14 protein-coding genes are annotated in these 13770 nt (G+C 62.0%); 9 read left to right on the top strand and 5 right to left on the bottom strand.

Translation table 11 applies throughout. The features are described from left to right. Nucleotides 1-14: 14 nt before the first annotated feature. From P8S53_RS01145 to P8S53_RS01130, 4 genes are read left to right on the top strand one after another with little or no spacing between them, the layout of a single operon-like run. Nucleotides 15-230 carry a DUF2007 domain-containing protein gene (locus tag P8S53_RS01145; RefSeq protein ID WP_274352497.1) on the top strand — a complete coding sequence of 72 codons (216 nt, stop codon included), beginning with the start codon at nucleotides 15-17 and terminating at the stop codon, nucleotides 228-230. Beyond that, entirely contained in the window at nucleotides 223-999 is a 777-nt protein-coding gene (locus P8S53_RS01140; RefSeq protein WP_277805337.1) for a tRNA1(Val) (adenine(37)-N6)-methyltransferase, read from the top strand. Before P8S53_RS01145 ends, P8S53_RS01140 begins: the two co-directional genes overlap by 8 nt. A 39-nt stretch (nucleotides 1000-1038) precedes the next feature. Further along, nucleotides 1039-1683 (top strand): endonuclease III, encoded by a 645-nt coding sequence (gene nth / locus P8S53_RS01135; protein WP_277805336.1) that lies wholly within the window; start codon nucleotides 1039-1041, stop codon nucleotides 1681-1683. Beyond that, the gene (locus P8S53_RS01130; protein WP_277805335.1) at nucleotides 1680-2672 is read left to right on the top strand and encodes an adenosine kinase; all 993 of its coding nucleotides are present in this window, start codon (nucleotides 1680-1682) and stop codon (nucleotides 2670-2672) included. The genes nth and P8S53_RS01130 overlap by 4 nt, the downstream gene beginning before the upstream one ends. A 3-nt stretch (nucleotides 2673-2675) precedes the next feature. On the opposite strand, the gene P8S53_RS01125 is transcribed toward P8S53_RS01130, so the two are convergent. Together P8S53_RS01125 and P8S53_RS01120 are read right to left on the bottom strand one after the other, a co-directional pair. Further along, nucleotides 2676-3920 carry a M20 family metallo-hydrolase gene (locus P8S53_RS01125; RefSeq protein ID WP_277805334.1) on the bottom strand — a complete coding sequence of 415 codons (1245 nt, stop codon included), beginning with the start codon at nucleotides 3918-3920 and terminating at the stop codon, nucleotides 2676-2678. Then, nucleotides 3913-4575, bottom strand: coding sequence for a DUF1028 domain-containing protein (locus P8S53_RS01120; protein ID WP_277805333.1), 663 nt, complete (start codon nucleotides 4573-4575; stop codon nucleotides 3913-3915). The genes P8S53_RS01125 and P8S53_RS01120 overlap by 8 nt, the downstream gene beginning before the upstream one ends. A 105-nt stretch (nucleotides 4576-4680) precedes the next feature. On the opposite strand from P8S53_RS01120, the gene P8S53_RS01115 reads away from it, so the two are divergent. From P8S53_RS01115 to P8S53_RS01095, 5 genes are all read left to right on the top strand, one after another. Beyond that, nucleotides 4681-6258: an ABC transporter substrate-binding protein gene (locus P8S53_RS01115; RefSeq protein ID WP_277805332.1), complete on the top strand. Its 1578-nt coding sequence runs from the start codon at nucleotides 4681-4683 to the stop codon at nucleotides 6256-6258. 109 nt (nucleotides 6259-6367) lie between these two features. Further along, on the top strand, nucleotides 6368-7315 hold the full coding sequence (locus P8S53_RS01110; protein ID WP_277805331.1) for an ABC transporter permease: 948 nt from the start codon (nucleotides 6368-6370) through the stop codon (nucleotides 7313-7315). Beyond that, complete coding sequence (locus P8S53_RS01105) at nucleotides 7312-9174, top strand: dipeptide/oligopeptide/nickel ABC transporter permease/ATP-binding protein (RefSeq protein WP_277805330.1); 1863 nt, start codon at nucleotides 7312-7314, stop codon at nucleotides 9172-9174. The genes P8S53_RS01110 and P8S53_RS01105 overlap by 4 nt, the downstream gene beginning before the upstream one ends. Further along, complete coding sequence (locus P8S53_RS01100; RefSeq protein WP_277805329.1) at nucleotides 9171-10124, top strand: ABC transporter ATP-binding protein; 954 nt, start codon at nucleotides 9171-9173, stop codon at nucleotides 10122-10124. Before P8S53_RS01105 ends, P8S53_RS01100 begins: the two co-directional genes overlap by 4 nt. Continuing rightward, nucleotides 10093-10866 carry a FadR/GntR family transcriptional regulator gene (locus P8S53_RS01095; RefSeq protein WP_277805328.1) on the top strand — a complete coding sequence of 258 codons (774 nt, stop codon included), beginning with the start codon at nucleotides 10093-10095 and terminating at the stop codon, nucleotides 10864-10866. The genes P8S53_RS01100 and P8S53_RS01095 overlap by 32 nt, the downstream gene beginning before the upstream one ends. Before the next feature lie 133 nt (nucleotides 10867-10999). Here the strand turns inward: P8S53_RS01095 and rfbA are convergent, their stop codons facing one another. The 3 genes from rfbA to rfbB are packed head-to-tail and all read right to left on the bottom strand — an operon-like array spanning nucleotide 11000 to nucleotide 13769. Continuing rightward, entirely contained in the window at nucleotides 11000-11884 is an 885-nt protein-coding gene (rfbA, locus tag P8S53_RS01090; protein ID WP_277805327.1) for a glucose-1-phosphate thymidylyltransferase RfbA, read from the bottom strand. Further along, nucleotides 11881-12729 (bottom strand): dTDP-4-dehydrorhamnose reductase, encoded by an 849-nt coding sequence (gene rfbD, locus P8S53_RS01085; RefSeq protein ID WP_277805326.1) that lies wholly within the window; start codon nucleotides 12727-12729, stop codon nucleotides 11881-11883. Before rfbD ends, rfbA begins: the two co-directional genes overlap by 4 nt. Further along, a complete protein-coding gene (gene rfbB, locus P8S53_RS01080; protein ID WP_277805325.1) occupies nucleotides 12726-13769 on the bottom strand; it encodes a dTDP-glucose 4,6-dehydratase in 1044 nt (347 codons plus the stop codon). The genes rfbD and rfbB overlap by 4 nt, the downstream gene beginning before the upstream one ends. Nucleotide 13770 lies beyond the last annotated feature (1 nt).

Below are 13770 nucleotides of genomic sequence, written 5' to 3'. Positions count from 1 at the left end.
AATAGGGTGTTTTCATGAAAGAGCTTTTGCGCACGACTGACCCGACGATCATTCCTTTTGCGACGGCCCTGCTTCAGGGCGAAGGTATAGAGGTGTTCGATATAGACGTCCATATGCACACGATTGAATCAACGCTTGGCATGATGCCGCGGCGCTTGATGGTGCGGCGTGAAGATCACTTCATGGCCGTATCCGTGTTGCGTGAAAACGGCGTTCCCCTGCATGACTGACCATTTTGCCGATGATGCCCTGACGCAGGATGCGTTCCTGAACGGGCGCGTCATGGCGTTGCAGCCGCGCGATGGCTACCGCGCGGCCACAGATCCGGTGTTCCTTGCCGCCAGTGTGCCCTCGCGCGCGGGGCAAAACGTGCTGGAACTGGGCTGCGGGGCGGGTGTGGCATCGCTATGTCTGGCGGCGCGTATTGGCGGGCTGACAGTGGCGGGGGTCGAGGTGCAGCCGGGATATGCAGACCTTGCGCGGCGCAATGCGGCGGCACATTCCGTTGACATGACTGTGTTTGACGCCGATCTGACCGCGTTGCCCGCACCACTGCGTGACCGGCGGTTTGATCACGTTATCGCCAACCCGCCCTATTACGGGGCGCAAGGTCCGTCATCGCGCGATGCGGGCCGCGACCGCGCCCTGCGCGAGGAAACACCGCTGGATGCGTGGGTCGATGTGGCGTTGCGCCGTGCGCGCGATGGCGGGTATGTCACCTTCATTCACCTGAGCGAACGTCTGCCGGACCTGTTGGCGGGTTTTCGGGCGCGCGCATCTGTCACGGTGCTGCCACTGGCCGCGCGCGCAACGCGCCCGGCGCGCCGCGTGATCGTGCAGGCCCGCAAGGGGGGGCGCGCGCCATTTGTGTTGTTGCCGCCGCTGGTCATTCATCAAGGGGACACCCATCCCGGTGATTGCGACCATTTTACCTGTGCGGCACGCGCCATCCTGCGCGATGCTGCCGCGCTGGATATGGCGGCCATGGTGCGGGCGTAACTGCTTGCCCCCGCCCCTTGGCGCTGCATATAAGGACGCATGGCAGCGCAGCTAGATTACACCACGATCAACGAGATTTTTCGCCGTTTTCATGCGGCCGACCCCGAACCAAAGGGGGAATTGGACCATGTCAACGTCTATACCCTTGTCGTGGCTGTGGCGCTTTCTGCGCAATCAACGGACGTGGGCGTGAACAAGGCCACGCGTGCGCTGTTCCAGATCGCAGACACCCCCGAAAAGATGCTGGCCCTTGGCGAAGAGGGGCTGATCCAGCATATCAAGACCATCGGCCTGTTTCGCAACAAGGCCAGGAATGTCATCAAGCTTAGCCGCATTCTGGTTGATGACTATGGCGGCGAAGTGCCATCCAGCCGCGCGGCGCTGCAATCGCTGCCCGGTGTGGGGCGCAAGACCGCAAATGTCGTGCTGAACATGTGGTGGCGCATGCCCGCACAGGCCGTGGATACCCATATCTTTCGCGTGGGCAACCGCACCGGCATTTGCCCGGGGCGCGATGTGAATGTGGTTGAACGCGCGATCGAAGATCACATTCCCGCCCCCTACCAACTGCATGCCCATCACTGGCTAATTCTGCACGGCCGCTATACCTGCAAGGCGCGCAAGCCCGCCTGCACCACCTGCCTGATCCGCGATCTGTGCCAATTTGAGGAAAAGACCCTATGAAAACCTACCAGGTTGCCGGTATCGGCAATGCGATTGTCGATGTGATTGCCACTGTGGACGACCGGTATCTGGACCGGATGGATATTCACAAGGGCATCATGCAGCTAGTGGACCGCGACCGCGCGGAAGCGCTGTTTGCCACGATGAACGACCGCGCGCAGGCATCCGGCGGGTCTGTCGCCAACACCTTGGCGGGTGCGGGAAAACTGGGGCTGAAATCCGCGTTTCTGGGGCGCGTGAATGCCGATGAACTGGGCCATTTCTATGCACAGGACACCGCCGAAATGGGCGCAGTGTTTGTGAACAAGCCCGTTGCGGGCGGTGAATTGCCAACCTCGCGCTGCATGATCTTTGTTACGCCTGATGGTGAACGTTCCATGAATACCTATTTGGGTATTTCGTCTGAATTAGGCCCCGAGGATGTGGATGAAGCTGTCATTGCCGACAGTGATATCGTCTTTCTGGAAGGGTATCTGTTCGACAAGGACAAGGGCAAAGACGCGTTCCTGAAAGCGGCACGCGCGTGCCGCGCGGCAGGCGGCAAGGCAGGCATTGCGCTGTCGGACCCGTTTTGTGTGGACCGCCACCGCGATGATTTCCGCACCCTTGTCGCGGGCGAAATGGATTTCGTTCTGGGAAATGAACAGGAATGGGTGTCGCTGTATCAGGCCAATGATCTGGATGATGCGCTGGCGCAGGCGGGGCGTGAATGCCCGCTACTGGTCTGCACGCGATCAGGGGAACCGGTGGTGATTATCCACAATGGCAAGCGTGTGGAAATTCCCGTCAAGATGGTCACACCTGTTGATGCAACCGGCGCGGGCGACCAGTTCGCAGCAGGGTTTCTGTATGGTCTGGCCACGGGGCGCGACATGGAAACCGCAGGGCGCATGGGCTGCATTGCCGCCGCCGAAGTTATCGGCCATATCGGCGCGCGCCCGAAAACCGATTTGCGCGGCGCGTTCCGGCGCGCAGGGCTTGTGGACTGACGCTTACCCTTTGCGCTGTTCGGCGATGCCCGGTTGCGCCAGCGCGGTTGCCAGTGCGGCCACCGCCTGCGCCATGGCGTCGGGGGCTACAAATTCGTCAGGGTGGTGGCTGACCCCATCGCGACACGCCGTAAAGATCATGCCGACAGGGCACAGATCGGCCATGGCCGATGTGTCATGTGTCGCCCCCGATGCAAGCATCAGGCCGCTATGGCCCTGCGCGCGCACCGCATCGCTTAGGGCAAGGGTCATGGCCGTGTCGCATGGTGTTGCGGGCTGCGCATAGGTGTGGCGCATTTCCAGCGCCAGCCGCCTGTCTGCGGCGATTTTCCGGGCCATGGTTTCAATCTGTGCGCGTGCGGCAGTGCGGCTGCCATCATGGGGCGCACGAATTTCAATGCTCAGGCTCACCTCGCCCGGCACGGCATTGACGACATTGGGGCGGGTCTGAATGCTGCCGACGGTCGCCAATACGCCATCTGACCGGCGCGCCGCCCCTTCTACCGCCAGCACCAGTTCTGCGGCACCGGCCAGCGCATCGCACCGCAGGTCCATCGGCACGGTTCCTGCATGCGCGGCACGGCCGGTCAGTGTAACGCTGTGGCGCTCAATCCCGCAAATGCCGGTGACAACACCCAGCGGCTGTTGTGCCTGCTCCAGCACCGGCCCCTGTTCCAGATGGCATTCGATCCAGCCCAGACATTGCGACGGGTCGCGCTTCAGGTCCGGCACTGCATCGGGGTTCAGGCCGAAATCGCGCATGGCGCGGCGCAGGCTTATCCCGTCACGGTCGCAGATATCCAGTGCTGCCATATCGAACGTGCCCGCCAGCGCGCGCGGCCCCATCAGCGCAGTCGGAAAGCGCACGCCTTCTTCATCGGCGAAGGCCAGAACTTCGGTTGCAAACGGCAGGGACACGCCATCTTGTTGCAGTTTCATCAGCGCAAGGACAGAAAGCACAACGCCCATGATCCCATCATAGGCCCCGCCTTCGCGCACCGAATCCTGATGCGACCCCATCAGCAGCGTGGGCGCAGCTTTTGGGCCATCGCGCCTGCCAACCAGCGTGCCTGCGGCATCCAGATGCACGGCCAGCCCCGCGCCTTCCATCAGATCATGCAAAACCGCAAGGGCTTCGCGGTGCTGCCGTGTAAAGGGCAGGCGCGTCACACCGGGGCCGGGTTGCGAACAGGCGGCCAGCCGGTCCAGCCAGTTCTGCGCCATCATGCCCCAATCTGTTTCAGTCATGGCCGCGTTCCGGATCGTTGCGTGTGGGGACAGTTGGCAACCATCGGGCATAGTCCCCGCTTTGGCTGCGCTGGTATAGACCTTGCAGCGCGGCGATGGGGTCTTGCGCCCAGTCAATGCGCAGGTTCAGCGGCGGCGCGTCATCGGACACAACCAGCAACGCGGCAGATTGCAGGCCGCGACTGTCCCCGCCTGCGGCGTCGGCGGCACGCAGCGCGGCCAGCAGGCGTTCGGCGAATGTGCCGCTTGTATCCACAAACCCGCGGCGCAGCGCGTCCAGAACCTGCGGACCTGCCAGCAGGTTGCCTGACACCACAAGGCCGACCTCGCCCACTGCTCCGCACCATGGCGTGTTGCGGTCCCCGCTATGGCTGGCTGTGCCACCATGGCGGTCCAGCGCGGATAATTGCCGCCATGCGCGCCCGCGATCTGCGGCAGTGACACCGGCCACCACTTGCGCCGCGGACTGGCCCGCGCGCATATGTTCCAGCGCATCCTCGCCCCAGATGGTGGACGGCGCGGCCCCTTGGGATGCGGTCATTCCAGCGCGCGAATCGCCCCGCAGCACCCAGCCACCGACACACAGCGCGCCGGTCGCCGCCGCGCCGCCCAACGCGCCAGTGCCCAAATCTTGCGCAAGAATCGAAAAGGTCATGCGTTTGTTTCCTTCCTTTGCGTCTATTTATCATGAAAATTTTGACGGATGCAAATTATCATGATAAATAGACATCAACAATCATCACAACAGGGAGTGCCTGATATGGCCAACTCATCTTTCACCCGCCGCGGCCTTGGTCTGCTGACGGCTGCACTTTTGGCATCTTCGGCGCTGGTGGCACCGGCCGCTGCGCAAACCCCGCCGGGTGTGCTGGTCGTGGGCCAGATTGCCGAACCGCAGGCGCTGGACCCGCATGCTGTGACGGCAGTGAATGATTTCCGCATTCTGATGAATGTCTATGACGGGTTGGTGCGCTACGCGTCCGGCACGCTGGAAGTGGAACCCGCACTGGCCGAGTCGTGGGAAATTTCCGACGATGGCACAGTCTATACCTTTACCCTGCGCGAAGATGTCACCTTTCATGATGGCAGCGCTTTCGACGCCGAGGCCGTGGTCTGGAATTTCGAGCGCATGCTGAACGAAGACCACCCGTATCATGGCACCGGCCCCTTCCCGTTGTCGTTCTTCTTCAGCGCAGTTGAGGGGGTGGAGGCGCTGGACGCGCGCACAGTGCAATTCACGCTGAATGAACCCTATGCGCCGTTTTTGTCGAATATGGCCTATCCCACAGGGCTGATCGTCTCGCCCGCTGCCGTGATGGAACATGGCGATGATTTCGGGCGCAACCCGTCGGGCACCGGCCCGTTCCGCTTTGCCGAATGGCGGTCCAATGAACGTGTCGTTGTCACCCGCAACGAAGATTATTGGGACGGGGTTGCGGGCACCGAAGCGGTGATCTTCCGCCCCATTTCGGATGCGAATACGCGCGTGGCCGAAATGTTGTCGGGCGGGATCGACATGATGGTCGAAGTGCCGCCGGTGGCGCTGTCGCAGTTTCAAGGCGACGGGTATGAACTGGTTGAACAGGCAGGCCCGCATGTGTGGTTCCTGATTCTGAACGCCAAGGAAGGCCCCTTTGCCGACAAGCGCGTGCGTCAGGCCGCGAATTACGCCATCAATAAAGAAGCGCTGGTGAATGACGTGCTGGAAGGCACGGCCGATATTGCCGCAGGCCCGACCCCGCCCGCTTTCGCATGGGCCTATAATGACGCGCTGGAGCCATATCCCTACAACCCCGACCGCGCACGCGAGTTGCTGGCCGAAGCAGATGCCGAAGGTGCGAGCCTGACCTTTTATGTGACCGAAGGCGGGTCCGGTATGCTGGACCCGATTCCGATGGGCACCGCCATTCAGGCCGATCTGGCAGCGGTGGGGTTCGATGTGACGATCGAGACCTATGAATGGAACACCTTCCTTGGGCGCGTGAACCCCGGTCTGGAAGGCAAGGCAGACATGGCGCAGATGGCGTGGATGACAAATGACCCCGACACGCTGCCCTTTTTGACCTTGCGCACCGATGCCTTCCCCGATGCGGGCGGGTTCAATTCGGGCTATTATTCCAACCCCGAAGTCGATGCCCTGCTGGAAGCCGCGCGTGTGGAAACCGATCAGGAAACCCGCGCACAGCTGTACCGCGAGATGCAGGAAATCGTGCAGGATGATGCGCCATGGGTTTTTGTGGCGAACTGGAAGCAGAATGCCGTGACATCGGGCGCGGTGGAGAATTTCCAGCTGGAGCCGTCTTTCTTTTTGTTGCTGAAAGATGTGGTGAAGAACTGAACCTGCCAAAGGGAGGGGGGCGCTCGCGCCCCCCTCTTGGGCCGTATGGCCCAATTCACCCCCCTGAGGATATTTATCCCAGAATGAACGAGCAAAAGGGGCTGGCGCCATGGGCGGCTACATCCTGACACGGCTATTGTCGGCAATTCCGGTGCTTCTGGGCATCACTGTAATTGTGTTCCTGATCATGGCAATGATCCCCGGTGATCCGGCAACTGCGATCCTTGGATCCTACGCAACGCCCGAGAATGTGGCGCGGCTGAACCGGCATCTGGGTCTGGACGAGCCGTTATGGCGGCAGTATTTCATCTGGCTGGGCAACCTGTTGCAAGGTGATTTCGGGCGGTCATTTGCGTTGAACCGGCCCGTTCTGGACGAGATTCTGGACCGCTTTTCGGCCACGTTGATTCTGGCGGGCACGGCGTTTGTTCTGTGTTCGGCTTTGGGCATTCTGGCCGGTGTGGTGTCGGCCGCGCGGCAATACGGGCTGGCGGATAAGGCGATTACCTTTGTGGTGATCCTGGGCATTTCGGTGCCGTCGTTTTTCCTTGGCATGATGATGATCTTGCTGTTTGCGGTGCAGTTGCGCTGGTTGCCGGTGTCGGGGATGTATTCGATCTGGGGCGGCGGCGATGTGCCGGACCTGATCCGGCATCTGACGATGCCCGCGCTTGCATTGTCGGTGGTGGCCACCGGCGTGATCGCGCGGCTGTCGCGGGGTGCGATGCTGGAAGTGCTGCGGCAGGATTTTATCCGCACCGCGCGCGCCAAGGGCGTGCATGAACGCCGCGTGATCTGGGGTCATGCGCTGCGTGCGGCGATGGTCAGCATTATTCCGGTTCTGGGCATTCAGGCGGGTTTTGTGCTGTCGGGGGCCGTGTATATCGAAATGGTCTTTCAATGGCCCGGCGTGGGGCGGATGCTGGTTGATGCGATCCTGAAGCGCGACATCTTGCTGGTGCAGGGCGGCGTGGTTTTTGTGGCCGCCTGCTATGTGGGGTTCAACATTGTGGTCGATGTGGCGCAAAGCGTGCTGGACCCGAGGATACGGACATGAGGCTGTTTTTGCGACTTCTGTTCCGGAACCGTCTGGCGGGGTTCGGGGCTGTGGTGTTGGGCATCATTGTGGTGCTGGCGCTGCTGACGCCCGTGTTGCCGCTGCACCCGCCCAATGCAACCAACACCGCCAACCGTTTTTTGCGCCCCTTCGCGGACGGGCATTTGCTGGGCACCGACCATCTGGGGCGTGACCTGCTGTCGCGGCTGATGTGGGGCACGCGGCTGTCGCTGGCAGTGGGGTTTGCGGCCGCATTGGTGGCCGGGCTGGCGGGGGCCGCGATTGGCGTGATGGCGGGCTATTTCGGCGGGCGCACGGATAATGTGACCATGCGCGGTGTCGATATGCTGATGGCGTTTCCTTATATCCTGCTGGCGCTGGCGATTGTGGCGGTGCTGGGGCCGGGGCTGCTGAATGCGCTGATTGCGGTGGCAGTGGTGAACATTCCGTTTTTCGCGCGCAACATTCGCGGCGTAAGCGTGGGCATCGCGCATCGGGAATTCATTGATGCGGCAAGGCTGGCGGGCATGGGGCACACCCGCATTATTCTGACAGAGGTGGTGCCCAACATTGTGCCCGTGGTGGTGATTGCCATGTCCACGACGATTGGCTGGATGATTCTGGAAACCGCGGGCCTGTCCTTTCTGGGCCTTGGCAGCCAGCCGCCGCAGGCCGATCTTGGGTCCATGCTGGGCGAGGCGCGTTCGGCGCTGATTACTGCGCCGCATACATCCATTGTGCCGGGGGTGATGATCCTGTTGATTGTGATGTCGGTCAACCTGCTGGGGGATGGCATCCGCGACGCGCTGGACCCGCGACTACGTTCGGGTGCGCTGGCGCGACCCATGGCCGCCACACGGGTGGACCGCGCGCGCGTGCCTGCGCCATCGGGCGAGGGGTTGTTGCGGATCGAGGCGCTGGAGACGCAGTTTCATATCGGGCCACGCACCTACAGGGCCGTGAACAAAGTGTCGCTGGACCTGAAGCCCGGTGAATGTCTGGGGCTGATCGGCGAGTCCGGGTCGGGCAAATCGGTCACGGCGCTGTCGGTCATGGGGCTGGTTGCATCGCCCCCCGGGGTGATCACAGGCGGTGCCGTGCGGCTGGAGGGGCAGGACCTGATCGGCGCACCATATGAGGTGCTGCGCGCGCTGCGCGGGCGCAAGGTGGCCTATATTTTTCAGGACCCTTTGTCGACGCTGCACCCGTTATACCGCATTGGCGATCAGTTGATCGAGGCCATTCGCGTGCATGAACCCGTCAGCCATAGCGCCGCGCACGCGCGCGCCGTCAAGCTGCTGGAAGATGTGCGCATTCCCAATGCGCCCGCACGCATCCGTGCCTTTCCGCATGAATTGTCGGGCGGTATGCGCCAGCGTGTGGGCATTGCCATGGCGCTGGCCAATGACCCTGATATCATCATCGCGGATGAACCCACCACCGCGCTTGATGTGACGGTGCAGGCGCAAATTCTGGCGCTACTGGATGATCTGCGGCGGTCGCGCGGGTTGGCGATCTTGTTTATCACGCATGATTTCGGCGTTGTGGGGCAGTTATGTGACCGCGTTGCCGTTATGTATGGGGGCCGCATTGTGGAAACCGGCCCGACCGCAGACATACTGTCCGCGCCTGCGCATCCCTATACGCGCCGCTTGATTGCCTGCGTGCCTGAACTTGGCGGCGGGCGGCGCATTCTGGCGGCCATTCCGGGCCTGCCGCCTGCGGTGGATGACCTGCCCCAAGGTTGCGCGTTTGCGCCGCGCTGCGACAAGGCGCAGGACGCCTGCCGTATGGACGAGATTGAGCTGCAAGGCACCGCGCGTCAGGTCCGCTGCCTGTTCCCGGAGGGGGCACCATGACACTTGCGTTAAAGACCACCGAACTGGCCAAGACATTCGACATCGGCAAGCGCCTGATCGGCCCGCCGCGCGCGCAGGTCCGCGCCGTTCATCCGGTGTCGCTGGACGTGCAGCAGGGCGAGACGCTGGGCATTGTGGGCGAATCGGGGTGCGGCAAATCCACCCTTGCGCGCATGCTGGTCGGGCTGTTGCCCCCAACATCGGGCAGGATCGAGATTGAGGGGCGCGCATTGGACCGCGCCGACCCCGCAGCTTTCGGGCGGTTGATTCAGTATGTGTTTCAAGACCCTGTTTCCAGCCTGAACCCGCGCAAGACCATACGCCAGATCATGGAAGCGCCCTTGCGCCAGTTGCACGGTCTGCGCGGCCCAGCGCTGGACGCGCGCATTGCAGAATTGTTTGATGCCGTGAACCTGCGCCCGGAATTTCTGTCGCGCTATCCGCACGAATTTTCCGGCGGGCAGGCGCAGCGGATCGGGATTGCGCGTGCATTGGCGGCCAGTCCGCGCATCCTGATTCTGGATGAACCGGTGTCGGCGCTGGATGTGTCGGTGCAGGCGCAGGTGTTGAACCTGCTGGCGGACCTGAAGCAGCGGATGAACCTGACCTATCTGTTCATCAGCCATGATCTGGCCGTGGTCGAGGCCGTAAGCGACCGCATTGCCGTGCTTTACTTCGGTGCGGTGGTGGAAACCGGCCCTGCGCAAAAGGTCTTTGCAGCGCCGCGCCATCCCTATACCAAGCTTCTGGCGGATTCGGCGCCAGTGGTGGGGCGTCCGCTTGGTGGGGCGCAATCGGGCGAATTGCCGGACCCGCTGAACCCGCCTGCGGGCTGTGCCTTCGCGGGGCGGTGTCCGCGTGCATCGGATTTGTGCCGCCGTGAAATACCGGTCCTTGGGGCCGTTGAAGGAGATCAGTTTGCCGCCTGCCATCACCCCATCCCGCACTGAACGCCTGTCGCGGCCGCAACAGGTTGCCGAAGCGATCAAGCAATGGGTCATGGAAAACGGCTGGCAGCCCGGTGACCGCCTGCCATCAGAAGTGGAACTGATAGACCGTTTTGGCATGGCCAAGGGCACAATCCGCGAAGCTGTGCGCATACTGGAAGCGCAGGGATTGGTGAAATCGCGCACGGGGCCGGGTGGCGGTGTGTTCGTGCATCAGGTGTCAGAGGAACGCGCGACCGCCCTGCTGGGGAATTATTTCTACTTTCAGCAGCTTTCGATTGATGATCTTTACCAGATTCGCGAAGCGCTGGAGCCGGAGCTTGCAGCGTCGCTTGCGGGCAAACTTGATGAAGACCAGCTTGCCGCGCTGGAATCGGTCATGGAATGCTACGCCGAGCCCGCCCAGAATGCCGAAGAAGAACGCGAACAACATATTGCGTCACTGCGGTTTCACGCCCTTCTGGCCGAAATGTCGGATAACCGCCTGTTGCGTTTTCTGATCAGGTTCACGGCGAATATGCTGGCAGATGTGACCGTGTCGCGCAGGTTGTATGCCTTGCCCAACCGTAAACTGTGGGCCTCGGGCATTGATTACCAGTCACGGCTTGTTGCGGCGTTGCGTCGTGGCGATTCCGGTGCGGCGCGACAGATCTTGCGGGACCATATGCGCGGCGCACATCGTTTGATGCGCCTGCAAGAAGCCGAACTGACCCAGCGGTTTCTGCCGGAAATCGACATCCTTTAGCGCATGTTGCTCAAAAGTGGGAATTGGTTTTGAGCTTCTCTAACATGCGAAATCAATAGGTTAGAGCATGTCTCGTGAATGCGAATGAACGTGATATGCTCTAATTGCAGGCCAGCAGGGGCCTGCGCGGCATTCAGTCGCCCGGGCGCAGCAACAGCGTTTTCAGGTATTCGCCATAACCGCTTTTCATCAGCCGCTCCGCCTGCTGTTCCAGTTGTGCGCGCGAAATCCAGCCTTGCTGAAAGCTGATTTCTTCAGGGCAGCCGATTTGCAGACCTTGGCGCAGTTGCAGCGTGCGCACGAAATTGGCCGCGTCTAGCAGGCTGTCATGCGTGCCCGTGTCCAGCCATGCATAGCCGCGCCCCATGGTTTCAACCGACAGCGCGCCCTCGTTCAGATAGATTTCCAGCAGGCTGGTAATCTCCAGCTCTCCGCGCGCGGACGGGATGACCTTTGCGGCTTTCGCGGGCGCTGTGCCATCAAGGCAATAAAGCCCCGTCACGGCATAGTTGGAGGGTGGAATTTCAGGCTTTTCAATGATCGACCGCACGCGGCCGTTTTCATCAAAATCGACCACGCCATAGCGTTCAGGGTCCGCCACGCGGTAGCCAAACACCGTGCCGCCGGTTTCCTGCGCATCGGCGCGCGCCATCATTTCGGGAAAGCCGTGCCCGAAAAAGATATTGTCGCCCAGCACCATCAGCGACGGCGCGCCTGCCAGAAACCCCTCGGCCAGCAGATAGGCTTGTGCAAGCCCGTCGGGGCTGGCTTGCGTGATCCATGTAAATTCCAGCCCCCATTGGCCGCCATCGCCCAGCAAGCGCTGGAACTGGGCCTGATCGTCGGGGGTGGTGATAATCGCAATCTCGCGGATGCCCGACAGCATCAGCACCGACAACGGGTAATAGATCATCGGTTTGTCATATAGCGGCAAAAGCTGCTTGGACACGCCCATGGTAATGGGCCACAGCCGCGATCCGGTGCCGCCTGCCAGAATAATCCCTTTGCGCTGCGTCATGGCGTGCCTTTCAATTCCGTCAAAACATCTGCCAGACCTTGCCGCCAGTCGGGCCGTTCCAGCCCGAATTTGGCCAGGCTGCTACACTCCAGCCGTGAATTGGGCGGGCGTTGTGCCGGCGTCGGGTAGTCGCTGGTCGTAATTTCGTCGATCCGGCAGTCCAGTCCGGCGCGCGCCATGATTTCGCGGGCAAATCCGGCCCAGCTGGTATCCGGCGCACCGCTGAAATGATAGATGCCCGATTTTTCGGGGGCATCGTGCAACTGCGCGGCAATGCTGATGCAGGCCTGCGCAATGGCGCGCGCGGGGGTTGGCCCGCCAATCTGGTCGGCCACCACGCGCAAGCTGTCGCGTTCCGCCCCCAGCCGCAGCATGGTGCGCACGAAATTACTGCCATGGCATGAAAACACCCATGATGTGCGCAATATCGCATACATCCCGCTTGCGGCCTGCACGCCTTGCTCTCCCATCAGCTTCGTGCGCCCATAGGCCCCAAGGGGCGCTGGCGGGTGGTCTGGCGCAAACGGGGTCACGCCCGAACCATCAAACACATAATCGGTCGATATATGCACAAACGGCACTGCCATCGCCGCACATTCGCGCGCCATGGCCGCAGGGGCCGCACCGTTGATATAAGCCGCCAGCGCTTCCTGATCTTCGGCGCGGTCAACAGCAGTATAGGCGGCGGCGTTGATGACGGCGCGCGGGTTATGGGCGCGGATGGCCGCCGCGCAGGCTTCTGGGTCGGACAGATCGGCCTGATCGCGGCCCAGATATGTGGCATCAGGGACCAGCCGCGCAAGTTCGCGTGCGACTTGTCCGGTGCGCCCGAAAACAAGGATCATGCGCGCACCCCCAGCCGCTGGCCCACACCATGGCGCGCCTGCAAGGGCCGCCACCAGCCTTCATTTGCCAGATACCAGTCCACCGTGCGCGCCAGCCCTTCTTCCACTGTGACCGACGGGCGCCAGCCCAACTCGTCCCGAATGCGCGCAGGGTCAATCGCATAGCGCGCGTCATGGCCGGGGCGGTCTGTCACAAATGTAATCTGGTCGGCATAGCTGCCCTGCGGTTTGGGGCGCTTTTCGTCAAGGATCTTGCACAATGTGCGCACCAGTTCCAGATTGCTGCGCTCATTCTCGCCGCCGATATTATAGCTGCGCCCCACTGCACCCCGCGTCAGCACCAGCAGCAGCGCATCTGCGTGATCTTCGACATACAGCCAGTCGCGCACATTGGACCCGTCGCCGTAAATCGGCAGGGGCTTGCCCGCCAGCGCGTTCAGGATGATGACAGGGATCAGCTTTTCAGGGAAATGGAAGGGGCCGTAATTGTTGGAACAATTCGTCAGCACAACCGGCAGGCCATAGGTGTGGTGCCATGCCTGCACCAGATGGTCACTGGCCGCTTTCGACGCGGAATAGGGGCTGCGCGGGTCATAGGGCGTTTCTTCGGTAAACTGGCCCGTCGCGCCAAGGCTGCCAAACACCTCATCCGTGCTGATATGGTGAAACCGGAAACTGTCGGGCCGGCCCCGTGCATCCCAATGGGCGCGCGCCGCTTCCAGCAGCGCGTAGGTGCCGGTCACATTGGTCGAAATAAAATCCCCCGGCCCGTCGATTGACCGGTCGACATGGGATTCGGCGGCCAGATGCATGACCGCATCCGGCTGGTGCGCGGCAAAAATACGGTCCAGCGCGGCGCGGTCGCGGATGTCGGCGTGTTCAAACGCATAAAGCGGGCTGTCCGCCACGCTTGCCACATTGTCCAGACAGGCGGCATAGGTCAGCGCATCCAGATTGATGACGCCATGCCCGCGCCCCACCGCCAGCCGCACCACGGCTGACCCGATAAACCCCGCGCCCCCTGTAACAAGCAATTTCATG

Origin of the sequence: Roseinatronobacter sp. S2 (genome assembly GCF_029581395.1) — a bacterium.
In the GTDB taxonomy this organism is placed as follows: domain Bacteria; phylum Pseudomonadota; class Alphaproteobacteria; order Rhodobacterales; family Rhodobacteraceae; genus Roseinatronobacter.
This window is presented reverse-complemented; position numbering and strand designations above follow the sequence as displayed.